Annotated in this window: 8 protein-coding genes; 5 read left to right on the top strand and 3 right to left on the bottom strand. The window is 61.1% G+C overall.

Annotation, left to right across the window (positions count from 1 at the left end; translation table 11 throughout):
• Window positions 1-26: 26 nt before the first annotated feature.
• Window positions 27-1,955 carry a M61 family metallopeptidase gene (locus HDF12_RS15380; RefSeq protein WP_179584782.1) on the top strand — a complete coding sequence of 643 codons (1,929 nt, stop codon included), beginning with the start codon at window positions 27-29 and terminating at the stop codon, window positions 1,953-1,955.
• A 183-nt stretch (window positions 1,956-2,138) separates the two neighbouring features.
• Here HDF12_RS15380 and HDF12_RS15385 read toward each other — a convergent pair whose 3' ends face one another.
• A complete protein-coding gene (locus HDF12_RS15385; protein WP_218892477.1) occupies window positions 2,139-3,032 on the bottom strand; it encodes an SDR family oxidoreductase in 894 nt (297 codons plus the stop codon).
• Window positions 3,033-3,190: 158 nt separating this feature from the next.
• Between HDF12_RS15385 and HDF12_RS15390 the strand changes: the two genes are divergently transcribed.
• Window positions 3,191-3,949 carry a bestrophin-like domain gene (locus HDF12_RS15390; protein WP_179584786.1) on the top strand — a complete coding sequence of 253 codons (759 nt, stop codon included), beginning with the start codon at window positions 3,191-3,193 and terminating at the stop codon, window positions 3,947-3,949.
• A gap of 69 nt (window positions 3,950-4,018) precedes the next feature.
• A complete protein-coding gene (locus HDF12_RS15395; protein ID WP_218892478.1) occupies window positions 4,019-5,116 on the top strand; it encodes an alpha/beta fold hydrolase in 1,098 nt (365 codons plus the stop codon).
• A gap of 188 nt (window positions 5,117-5,304) precedes the next feature.
• On the opposite strand, the gene HDF12_RS15400 is transcribed toward HDF12_RS15395, so the two are convergent.
• A complete protein-coding gene (locus tag HDF12_RS15400; protein WP_179584788.1) occupies window positions 5,305-6,633 on the bottom strand; it encodes a protein kinase domain-containing protein in 1,329 nt (442 codons plus the stop codon).
• A gap of 150 nt (window positions 6,634-6,783) precedes the next feature.
• Complete coding sequence (locus tag HDF12_RS15405) at window positions 6,784-8,208, bottom strand: serine hydrolase domain-containing protein (protein WP_257025692.1); 1,425 nt, start codon at window positions 8,206-8,208, stop codon at window positions 6,784-6,786.
• A gap of 86 nt (window positions 8,209-8,294) precedes the next feature.
• Between HDF12_RS15405 and HDF12_RS15410 the strand changes: the two genes are divergently transcribed.
• Both HDF12_RS15410 and HDF12_RS15415 read left to right on the top strand, forming a co-directional pair.
• A complete protein-coding gene (locus HDF12_RS15410; protein ID WP_179584790.1) occupies window positions 8,295-9,035 on the top strand; it encodes a sulfite exporter TauE/SafE family protein in 741 nt (246 codons plus the stop codon).
• A gap of 226 nt (window positions 9,036-9,261) precedes the next feature.
• The gene (locus HDF12_RS15415; protein WP_179584792.1) at window positions 9,262-12,618 is read left to right on the top strand and encodes an alpha-mannosidase; all 3,357 of its coding nucleotides are present in this window, start codon (window positions 9,262-9,264) and stop codon (window positions 12,616-12,618) included.
• Window positions 12,619-12,706 lie beyond the last annotated feature (88 nt).

The raw sequence follows: 12,706 nt of genomic DNA on the forward strand, positions 1-12,706 counted from the left end.
AGCTTCGAGAGGAACCGTCCCCGCTCATGACCACCCGCACTGCTCTCCTGCCTCTAGCCCTGCTCGCCCTCGGAACCCCTGGCCTCCTCCGAGCCCAGCAGGCTCCTATCCAGATCACCGCCGACCTCTCCGAAGCTCCCCGCAAGGTCTATCACGCTGAAGTCGACATCCCCGTCCAGCCCGGCCCCGTCTCTCTCACCACACCCAAGTGGATCCCCGGCAACCACCGCCCCACGGGCCCCGTCGATGACATCACCGGAGTAGTCTTCACCGCCAACGGCAAAGTCCTCCCCTGGCGTCGCGACGACGAAGACCTCTATGAGTTCCACGTCACCGTTCCCGATGGAGTCACCACGCTCCATGCTCATCTCGACTGCATCGTCACCGCCCGCGTCACCGACAAGCTAGCTGTCCTCGAATGGGAGAAACTTCTCCTCTACCCCGCGAAGACCCCCGTCAAAGACATCGCCATTCAACCCTCGGTCAAAGTCCCCGCAGGCTGGGGCATCGGCACCGCCCTCACCCCCACCGACGGCTACGATCCGCAGAACCCCAAAGGCGGCCTCACCCACTATGCCCCCACCACCGTCGAGCAGCTCGAAGACTCGCCCGTCATCACCGGCCAGTACTTCCACGAGTTCGCCCTCGCACCCGAGGTCACACCCAAGCACTACATCGACGTAGTCTCCGATTCACCCGAAGACTCCAAGCTCCGCCCCGCCCTCCTCGTCGAGCTCAACAACCTCGTCCGCGAAACCGGCGCAGCATACGACTCCCGCCACTACAACGTCTACCACTTCCTCCTTACTCTCTCTGACGTAGCCGGTGGCGAAGGCCTCGAGCACGGCCAATCCTCCGACAACGGCGTAGGCGAAAAAGGCTTCTCAGACCCCTCGCATCAACTCGCCGAATCCGACCTCCTCTCCCACGAGTTCACCCACTCCTGGAACGGCAAGTACCGCCGCCCCTTCAACCTCTACCAGGACGACTTCGAAAAGATGCAGCAGGGCTCGCTCCTCTGGGTCTACGAAGGCATGACCCACTACCTTGGCAACGTTCTCGCCGCCCGCTCCGGTCTCAAGTCGCAGGAGCAGTACCGCGACATGCTGGCCCTCTCTGCCGCCCAGCTTGACTACAAGCCCGGCCGCGACTGGCGCTCCACCGAGGACACCGCCATCGCTGCCAGTATCCTCCGCGGCGGCAACCCCGCATGGTCCAACTGGAAGCGCGGTCAGGACTACTACCAGGAGGGCGAACTCTTCTGGCTCGACGCCGACACTCTCATCCGCCAGAAGACGAGCAACAAGAAGTCCCTCACCGACTTCCTGCACATCTTCCTCGGCAAAGGCGGCAACACCGGCCCCCTCATCGTCACCTACAACCGTGACGAACTCATCGCCGACCTCAATCAGGTCTACAAGTACGATTGGGCCACTTTCATCCACGAGCGCATCGACAACCTCAACCCACGCGCCGATCTCGCCGGCATCGAACGCGGCGGCTACAAGCTCGTCTACACCGAAGAGCCCACAAAATCAGAACGCACAGTCGCCGAGACCTATGCTCGCTACGGCATTGGCACCAACGCCTGGTACTCCCTGGGCCTTCGCCTCAATAAAGAAGGTTTGATCTCCGACGTCCGCTGGAACGGACCCGCTGACAAGGCGAAGTTCTTCCCAGGACAAAAAATCATCGCCGTCAACGGCAACGTCTTCTCCGCCGACGCCCTCAAAACCGCGATCAAGCAGGCAAAGGGAACCTCCGAGCCCATCCACTTCATCCTTCAGAGCGACGCCTTCGTCACCACCGCCGACATCGACTACCACGACGGCGAACGCTACCCCCGCCTCGTCCGCGTAGACGGCACCCCCGCCTACCTCGACGACATCACCAAACCCCTCGCCAAATCCGAACCCATCCCAGCCGAGAAGAAAGAAAAAGACTCCGCCGAATAATCATCCAAACCAAACGAATGAAGCGCCGTTCTCATCGAGAGCGGCGCTTCGTTTTTGACTTCGCTTTTGCCTGTCGTTCCGTGGTCTCGTAGTTGCACTTGTTGTTGCTGTTACCAGTTCCCTTGTTTGTCATTCCGCAGCGTAGCGAAGGAATCTGCTTCTCTCCCAGCGCAGGCAATCACTCTACGAAACCTCCAACCCACCTGTAGCTCCATACACCTCGCCCGTCACATAGCTCGACTCCTGCGAAGCCAGCAGCACATACAGTGGAGCCATCTCCACCGGCTGCCCCGGCCGTTTCATCGGCGTCTCCGAACCAAAATCAGGAATCTTCTTTGCAGGCTGCCCACCACTCGTCTGCAGCGGAGTCCAAACCGGCCCGGGTGCCACACAGTTCACGCGAATCCCGTCCTCCGCAACCTGCCGCGCCAGCGCCCTGGTAAACGCAAGAATCGCAGCCTTCGTAGGTGCGTAATCCAGCAAGCTCGGACTAGGATGCGTCGCCTGGATCGAAGCCGTCGTAATGATCGATCCGCCCGGCGGCATCAACGGGAGCGCCGCCTTGCACATCCAGAACAACGCAAACACATTCACCCGATACGTCTCCTCGAACAGCTTCGTCGTCATATCCGCAATCTTTTCGACCGCATGCTGTCTGCCCGCGACACAAGCCAGAATATCCAACCCACCCAGTTTCTTGCGCGCCTCCTTCACCAGCTTCACGCAAAACTTCTCATCCTTCAGATCGCCCGGTAACGCAATCGCCTTCCTTCCTTCCGCCTCGATCAACGCGATCACCTCACGCGCATCCGCCTCCTCGCTCGGCAGATAGTTGATCGCAACATCAGCGCCCTCCCGCGCAAACGCAATTGCCGCCGCCCTTCCAATCCCAGAGTCCCCACCCGTCACCAGCGCCTTCCGATTCGCCAACCGTCCGCTCCCGCGGTAGCTCGTCTCGCCATGATCGGCCTTCGGCGTCATCTTCTTATCCAACCCCGGCACAGCCTGCGTCTGCTTCTTGAACTTCGGCCGCGGATACTGCTTCGTCGGGTCCTGCAACGTATAAAGATCACTCATCGAATTCACCAGACTCCTTTTCGTAAAGCACTCACCTGCGCGTTTGATGCAGATTTGGCCAACGCGCACATCTCCACATCGCTTCAAAAAAAATAGCGGCAGAAACCCCTCAACCTTCGGTAAGCTTGGAGACCATCCCGCGGAGATCCTCACCTTCCATGCTTACCCTCACGCAAAACATCGTCATCCTCATCGTCACGATGACCCTCTCCATGCTCTTCCTCGCACTTCTAAACCGCGTCTGGCCACGCGAACGGCGCACCGTGCACAACGACCTCATCGGCTGGCAGCTCGGTATCCTCGGCACCACCTACGCCGTCATCCTCGGCTTCATGCTCTACACCGTATGGACCAACTTCGGCGAAGCCAACCTCAACGCCGACCTCGAAGCCAACGCCCTGCGCAACGTCTACCGCATCGCCGAAGGCCTTCCCACACCGCAGCGCATCCTCCTCGAGCAACAATGCCGCACCTACGCAGACGCCGTCATCAACTACGACTGGCCCGAGATGCACCAAAGCAAACTCCCCGAAGAAAGCCACCTCCTCAATCGCGACATGTGGAAGACCCTCATGTCCGTCAAAGCCGCCACGCCCTCCGAACTCACCGCCGAGGATCACGCACTCACCGAGCTCAGCTCCCTCACCGAACACCGCCGCACCCGCCTCCTCCAGAGCGCCTATCGCCTCCCGACCATCTTCTGGGCAGTCCTGCTCGTCGGCGGCCTCGTCACCGTCCTCTCCGCCTCCCTCTTCGGCTCCGCCAATCGAGCCCTCCACGCCGTTCAGGTCTTCTGCTTCACGCTCCTCATCACCCTCGTTCTGCTCGCCATCGCCGACGTCAACCTGCCCTTTCGCGGCTGGGTCCATGTCACCGACTTCGCCTTCCAGCGCGCCCAACAGAATATGAACGATTAGCAGCCTCGATCCGTGATATCCGATATATCTTGAAATCAACACGCGAAACCATCGCCGCGGGAGTCACAGTTGACAACGCAGATCAGCCACCTTCGCCGCATCGTTCTCCTCTTGCTCCTCTCCTTCGTAGCCGCCACAGCTCAGACCACCCCCGCCAAGTGGCCCAATCAAGATGGCACCTACATCATCAAAGACTTCCGCTTCGGCACCGGCGAAACTCTCCCCGAACTCAAGCTCCACTACCTCACCCTCGGCCAACCCCACCGCGGCGCCGACGGCCACACCGACAACGCCGTCCTCCTCCTCCACGGCACCGGCGGCGACGCCCACTCCCTCCTCAACCCCGCCTTCTCCAACGTCCTCTTCGGCCCCGGCCAACCCCTCGACACCACAAAATTCTTCATCATCCTCCCCGACGACATAGGCCACGGCGACTCCTCCAAGCCCTCCGACGGCCTCCACATGCACTTCCCCCAGTACGACTACGACGACATGGTCTCCTCGCAACACACCATGCTCCTCGAAGGCCTCCACGTCGACCACCTCCGCCTCATCCTCGGCACCTCCATGGGCTGCATGCAGTCCTTCGTCTGGGGCGAGACCTTCCCCAAATTCTCTGACGCCCTCGCCCCCTTTGCCTGCCTCCCCGTCGAACTCGCTGGCCGCAATCGCATGTGGCGCTACATGGCCATGGAGTCCATCAAGCACGACCCCGCCTGGAACAACGGCGAGTACACCACCGAACCCGCCGAAGGCCTGCGCGGAGCCAACACCCTCATCGTCATCGCGGGCGGGGCTCCGCTTCAGATGCAGAAAAACTATCCCACCCGAGCCCAGGCCGAAGCCTACATCGACCGCGTCCTCGCCGCCGACATCGCCCACACCGACGCCAACAACTTCCTCTACTACGTCAACGCCTCGCGCAACTACAATCCCGAGCCAAAGCTCCCCACCATCACCGCCCCAGTCCTCTGGATCAACTCCGCCGACGACTTCATCAACCCACCCGAACTCGGCATCGCCGAAACGATGGTCAAGAAGATGCCTAACGCAAAGTTCATCCTCATCCCCATCTCCGACGCCACCCGTGGCCACGGGACCCACACACAAGCCATCGTCTGGAAGCAATACCTCATTGACTTCCTGGCCCAGACAGAAAAACACTAGAGCCTTATCCAAACTCCGACCAACGGGAGGACAAATATTTTTGACCCAGCAAGACAAGGTATACCTGTCACGAAGTGACCGCCCCACGCGCAGTGGGCCCGTCCGGCAGGACATCAAGCATCCAAAAAAACAAAGAAGGTGCGGAGAACCATCTCCGCACCTTCTTGTTTTCGCCTGATCCAACCCCACTACCGACGATAGTTCTGAGCATAGCTGTCGTGAGGTAGTCCCTCCGCGCGCCCCTTCCTCACAAAAGCAAAAGCCTCATCCCGCCCCATCGTCCCTCCAACCACAACCAGGTACGGTGCATGTCCATTCGGCGTAAACACCTCGGGCCGCAGATCCGGATGCTTCGCTGCAATACTCGCCACCTTCTGCTGAGCCAAAGCCTCGCCGTTATATGTAAACGCCACCACCCGCCACTGACCAGTACCGCTCCCCTGCGTCGCCCGCTCAGGCACGGAAGCCACCGGCGTCACCGCAGCGGGAGCTGGCGCAGCCACCACAGGAGCAGCATCAGCCGCAGGCGTCTCCAGTGCCGGTGGTGCAGCAGCCGCATCACTCGCCTCCGTCGCAATCGCAGGAACAGCGGCATTCGCCTGCACCGCGGCGCTCGACTTCGACCATCGGCCATGCACAAAGAAGGCGACCAGCAACAACAGCAGCATCGCCCCTGCACCGATCGCAAGCCGCCGCCCTTCAAGGCCGCGTGACTCCTCCTCCACTGGCACCTGGACACGATGCGTCGGATACGTCGGAAGCTCAGCAGGCGTCTCAACCACCTTCTCCGCCTGAGGCTCGCTCACCACAACAGGACGGGCCTCGACCCGAATCTCCGTGTCCGGCCGCAACGCCGCGACTATCTCCGGGATTCCCCACTCCCCACTCATTCCCTTGCGAATAATTGCATCGAACGGAGCCTCCAGCGGCTGGTCTCGTTTCGCCTCTTCCAACGTCTTCTTCTGCGTCAACGCCTGCAGCAGCACCACCGCGAAATCACGCGCGTCTTTGCTCTTCAGTTCGCGTCCCTCCTGCCCCTCGGGAGTCTCCCGAATGCAGTCGCTTCGCAGCTTGATCGCCTCGCCAACCGCAAGCACATTCGCCGGCTCGATATGCTCATGCACAAAACCATTTGTGTGCAGCGCGTCGAGCGCAGACGCAAGGCTCGTCGCCACCTGTCTCGTCTCCGGCACCGTCAACCGCCGCTCCGTCACAATCTCGCCCATGTTGGCATCCACCGGCTCCATCACCGCGTAGACCAGCGAGGTCTCATCCAGCGTCACGCGTCCAAACTGAATCAGCTTCACAAGATTCGGATGATTCAGCGCCTGAATCCCGCGCCACCGCACCAGGATCTCCTCATCATCGAAGTGAGACTCGATCAGCCGTATCACCGTCGGTCCACCCACGCCGTTCGACGTCGAAAAGAAGGCGCTTCTGCCTTCGGGCCGTATCAGCTTCGTGAGAGGGAACGCTCCATCGATCGTTCTTCCTTCATATTCCGTCCAGAGTTCCATGTTAATCCACCGTCCTAAGTATTGACTCAAGGGAGAAAGCCGCACAGGCCAAATAAAACAAAGAGGGACGACGAAAACATCTTCGTGCAACCATACGCCTCGTACACCAAGGACCATTATCCTTTATTGCGCCGCGCCTCTCAACGGATACTAGCTCCCCGATGGAATTACCAGGTACTGCTCTAGCTTCCCGTCCGGCTCCTCATACGTCGTCACCCGCAACTTCCGATCCGGAAAGCTCACATCGAAGACTCGAAACGTCATTCCGCCGCGCAACTCCTCGTCCGCCTGCTTGAAACTGTTTGGCACCCCCAGGGGCTTCAAGCTACTCGCAAAATCCTGCACAGCCTCCGCCGTAAAGTACGCATCGCAAAACGCCGTCAACTGCGAACGATCCAGCTTTCCATCCTGTAACCCGGTAAAGATATCCAGCGCACGCTTCTCCGCCCCCGCAGCACTATCCGCCGCATTGGCACTGGCACTCTGCCCCAGCACCAGCGGAGCGATCTTCCGCGCCAAAGCAGCCGCCGCGCTCGAAGCATCTTCATTCGTCAGCACCGTTACCGCCACCTTATCGTCGGGAAACACCGTATTCTGCGAGACAAACCCCGATACCTCCCCGCTATGCGACACGATGCGGTGCCCCTCTCGCTCCCCCACCTGCACGCCCAACCCATAATGCGTGCCGCTCCCGTCCTTCAGCTTCACCTCCGTAAACATCTCGTCATAGGAAGCCGGAGCCAGCAACGTTCGATTCATCAAGCTGATATTCCACAACGCCAGATCGCTCGCAGGCATCGCCAGCTCCCCCGCCGCAAACATCCATCCCGCACCCTCCTGCGGAGCGGGACGCAAGGGTCCCAGCGCATGCTGGTAATACCCCGTAGGATCGTTCGACGGCAGCCTGCTCGCGTCCGAGTTCAACACCCCAGTCATCTTCAACGGCCGAAAGATCCGCTCCTGCAACTGCTCGATCAGCGGCTTCCCCGCAACAACCTCCGCGATCCGCCCCGCAATCACATAGTTCGTATTCGAATACTGCCACTTCGTCCCCGGCTCGAAGTCCAGCGGCTTCTTCCCCCACACCTCCAGAATGTGCTGCGGCGTCGCCGGCTGCATCATCGACGTCATCACATAATCCTCCGGCCAGAAGTCCTGATACCCCGACGTCATCGACAACACCTGCCGCACCGTCACGTCCTTCGCCCGCGTCAACTCCGGCAGATACCTCCCCAGGGGATCGTCCAGCTTCACCTTGCCGTCCTGCACCAACAGCAAAATCACCGCCGCCGTAAACTGCTTGCTCACCGATCCGATCGAGTACTGCATCCCCGGCTCCGCCAGCATCACCGGCTCCAGCCGCGCCTTCCCATAAGCCTTCACGTACGCGATCTTCCCACCCTCAACCACCGCCACCGAAGCACTCGGCACCCCGGTAGCCTTCAACACCTCAGCCGCCGCCGCGTCAATCCCCGTCGCCGTAGCCGCAGGCAGCGAGTTCTGCGCCCACCCCGCACCCATCGTTACAAAACCGAATCCAAACACTGCCGCCGCTCTAACTCGCAGATTCCTCATGCACGAAAGACTATCAGCGCCCCCATCCACCCGCCAGCCCGCTGCGTAAATCTCAAATTCGTTTCGCACAGTATGCTTGCGAGAGAATGGATTCAACGACCCTGCACGTTCTGCTGGTGGTGTTCTTCGCTACCCTCATTCGATCTACGTTCGGCTTCGGCGAAGGATTGATCGCTGTCCCGCTGCTCGCCCTCAGTCTCCCTATAGAGGTCGCCGCTCCGGTCGTCGTTCTCCTCTCGATTACCATCTCCGCCCTTGTCGTAGCGCAGGACTGGCGGAAGATCCATCTGCGCAGCACGGGCTGGCTCCTTGCCCCCACGTTCCTTGGCATTCCGCTGGGAATCGCGCTTCTGACCAGCACTCATCAGCACCTCGTCAAGGCTGCTCTGGCGATCCTGATCCTCGCGTTCTCGGGATATTTTCTGCTCGGCAAAAAACCGCCCAGGCTCCACGACGACAGCCGCAGATGGCTGCTAGGCTGCGGGTTTCTCGCAGGTGTGCTCGGCGGCGCCTATGGAATGAACGGGCCTCCGCTTGTCGTCTATGGAGCCATGCGGCGCTGGTCTCCGCAGCACTTTCGCGCCACCCTCCAGGGGTACTTCCTGCCCGCGAGCATCGTCGCGCTCGCAGGATACCGGCTCGCGGGACTCTGGGTTCCTGCAGTGACGCACTTCTACCTGATCTCGCTAACGGTCGCGCTTCCCGCCATCTTTCTCGGCAGGGCCGTCAATCAACGCCTTCGCGGAGAAACCTTTCTCAAATACGTCCACCTTGGACTGTTCTGCGTCGGAGTGCTGTTGCTGATCCAGGCGGCGCGGCATAGATAAAAGTGCGCCCTGGGCGGGCGGCGATCACTTCGTGACTTGTGTACCGCTTCGCTTGGTGCTCCCGTTGGTCGCAAGCAGAAGCTCGTGCCGACCAACGGGAGGACCGTGGGTGTTCTTCGTGCCAAGACCGGTATACGCTTCACGAAGTGACCGCCACCCGCGCAGGGCGCCCGTCCGGCAGGACACCCGCACTTGCAAAGGTCGCTGCATTTGCTAACCTCCCCTTATGCGTCTTCGCCGGCTCTCGCTCGCCCTCCTGCTCTCCTGCGCCCCCCTCCTCGCCCAATCCTTTACTCCAGTCCGCGAACAAAAGAACCTCTCTCCCGCCGCGGTAGCCAAGCTCCACACCCTCGAGACCCTCAACTCCCTCCCCGCAGGCGACTGGCGCTTCCACGTAGGCGACATCCCCCACGGCGAATCCCCCACCCTCGACGACTCCTCCTGGACCCTCGTCCAGCCCAAATCCAAAGCCCCCCACGAGGCCGTCTGGTATCGCCGCGAGATCGAAGTCCCCAAGACCCTCAACGGCTATGACATCACCGGCGCCCGCATCTCCTTCCAGTTCCGCTCCGACGCCAACGGTGCCGTCCCCGAGATCATCTACTTCAACGGCAAGCGCGTCGCCCTCGGCGAAGACCTCGAACCCATCGTCCTCTTCGAACCCGCCCACCCCGGCGACAAGATCCTCGTAGCCGTCAAACTCCTCCAGACCGTCGACGACAAGAACTTCTCCGGCGTCCGCCTCACCATCGAGCCAAATCCCAACGCCACCGGCGCCAACGCCCGCCCATCCCCAGACGACATCCGCATCCAGTGCATCGCCGCCGCCAACCTCCTCCCCGCGCTCCCCACCCCGCGCCCAGACCTCCTCCCCAAAGTAGAAGAGGCCGTAGCCGCCATCGACACCAACGCCCTCACCTCCGCCGACCAGGCCGCCTTCGACAAATCCCTCCGCCACGCCCAGGAGATCCTCACAACCCTGCACCCCGTCCTCGCCGAAGCCAAAATCGACCTCGCCGGAAACTCCCACATCGACGCCGCCTGGCTCTGGCCCCGCAGCGAAACCATCGACGTCGTCAAGCGCACCTTCACCACCGCGCTCCAGCTCATGAACGAGTACCCCGACTACACCTTCTCCCAATCCGCCGCCCAGTACACCGAGTGGATGGCCGAAAAATATCCCGCGCTCAACGAGCAGATCAAGCAGCGCGTCAAAGAGGGCCGTTGGGAGATCGTCGGCGGCATGTGGGTCGAGCCCGACCTCAACCTCCCCGACGGCGAATCCCAGGTCCGCCAGCTCCTCCTCGGCCAGCGCTACTTCCAGCAGCAGTACGGCGTCACCGCCCGCATCGGCTGGAACCCCGACTCCTTCGGCTACAACTGGCAGCTCCCCCAGATCTACAAGCGCTCCGGCCTCGACTACTTCGTCACGCAAAAGATGCACTGGAACGACACCAACCAGCTCCCCTTCCGCCTCTTCTGGTGGGAGTCGCCCGACGGCAGCAAAGTCCTCACCTACTTCCCCACCGACTACGTCCACGACAACGTCAACCCCACCCGCATCTCCGCCGACTTCGCCGAGTCCGCCGACCGCAACCCCGGCACCACCGAGATGCTCGACCTCTACGGCATCGGCGACCACGGCGGCGGCCCCACCCGCGCCATGCTCGACCAGGCCGACCACTGGATCGCCGCAGGCTCCAAAGATCACGACGCCGTCCCCACCATGCGCTACCACACCGCGCAAAACTACTTCACCAACGTAGAAAAGAACCTCAACCCAACCTCCCCCACATGGGACTACGACTCCATCGCGAAAGGCTACACCGCCCCACCAGCCGCCAACGGAGCCCTCGGCATCCCCACCTGGAAAGACGAGCTCTACTTCGAGTACCACCGCGGCGTCTACACCACGCAAGCCGCGCACAAACGCAACATGCGCACCAGCGAGGTAGCCACCCTCGACGCCGAAAAACTAGCCTCCCTCGCCTGGCTCGACGGCCAGCCCTACCCCAACGCCGAACTCACCGAAAGCTGGAAAAAAATCACCTTCAACGGTTTCCACGACCTCGCCGCCGGCTCCGGCATCGCCGTCATCTACAAAGACGCCCAGCGCGACTACACCGAAGTCTTTAACGCCGACAAACTCATCACCGACGCCTCTCTCAAAACCCTCGCCGACCAAATCGACACCACAGGCAAGAGCGGCATCCCCGTTCTCGTAACCAATCCCATGGCTTGGCAGCGAAGCGACACCGTCTTCCTGTCGGTGCAGCTTCCAGACTCTTCCGACGGGATTCAAATTCATGACTCCAGGAACAAACCCGTGCTCGCCCAAGTCGTCTCGCACGACGCAGCTACTCATCGCTTCGATATTCTCGCCCGTGTAGATAACATTCCGGCACTCGGTTACACCGTACTCCACGTAGAAAAGTCAGCGCCCGACACTCATCCCTACTCTGCTCTCCATGTGGACGAGGGGCCCAACTCGGTTACTCTCGGTAACGCTCACATAGAAGCAGTGATCGACCGCAAATCTGGTTGCATTACAAGCCTTAAGTCAAAAACTCTCATCTTCGATCTAGTCCACGAGCAGGAGGCGCTGGCCCCTAACGGCTGTGGCAATCAACTCCAAACTTTCAAGGACACCCCCAAGCAATACGACGCCTGGAACATCGACCCCGGCACTCTCGACGGCACGATGACTCCCATCGCTAACGTGGACTCCATCGCCATCACAGATAACGGCCCACTCCGTAAAACCATCCGGATCACCCGCACCTGGCAGTCCTCCAAATTCGTTCAGGACATCTCCCTAGACGCCGGAGCCGACACAGTCCGCATCTCCAACGACATCGACTGGCACGAGACCCACGTCCTCCTAAAAGCCGCCTTCCCCTTAGCCGCCACATCCGGGAAAGCCACCTACGAGATCCCCTACGGCTCCATCGAGCGCCCCACCACCCGCAACAACTCCTGGGAGAAGGCCCAGTTCGAAGTCCCCGCCATGCGCTGGGCCGACCTCGGCGACGACAAACAAGGACTCTCCATCCTCAACGACTCCAAGTACGGCTACGACGCCGTCGGCAACACCCTCCGCATCACGCTTCTCCGCTCCCCCACCTGGCCAGACGCCGAAGCCGACCGCGGCCACCAGCACTTCGTCTACGCCCTCTACCCCCACGCAGGAAGCTGGAAGCAAGCCCAGACCGTCCGTCGCGGGTATGAGCTCAACGACCCCCTCAAAGCCACGCAGGTCTTCGCCCACACCGGCACTCTCCCCGCCGAGCACTCCTTCGCCAGCATCGAAAACCCCAACGTAACCCTCACCGCCATCAAAAAAGCCGAAGACTCCGACGCCCTGGTCTTCCGCATGTACGAGTGGGCCGGCACCGCATCCGAAGTCAAACTCCACATCCCCCCCGGAGCCACCTACGCGATCGAATCCAACATGATGGAAAAACCCGAAGGCGACCACCTCTCCCTCACCAACGACGTAGTCACCATCCCCATCAAACCCTACGAGATCCTCACCCTCCAGGCCATCTACCCGCCCCCCACCGCGGCAACAATCAATAAATAACCTCTCACCCAGCCACCGATAAGCGCCGCCAGAGCTCACGCCTCCGGTGGCGCTTTCTGCTGACCTGGGGAAACATCACGTGAGGTAA

It is taken from the genome of Tunturiibacter gelidiferens, from assembly GCF_013410115.1.
Taxonomy (GTDB): Bacteria; Acidobacteriota; Terriglobia; order Terriglobales; family Acidobacteriaceae; genus Edaphobacter; species Edaphobacter gelidiferens.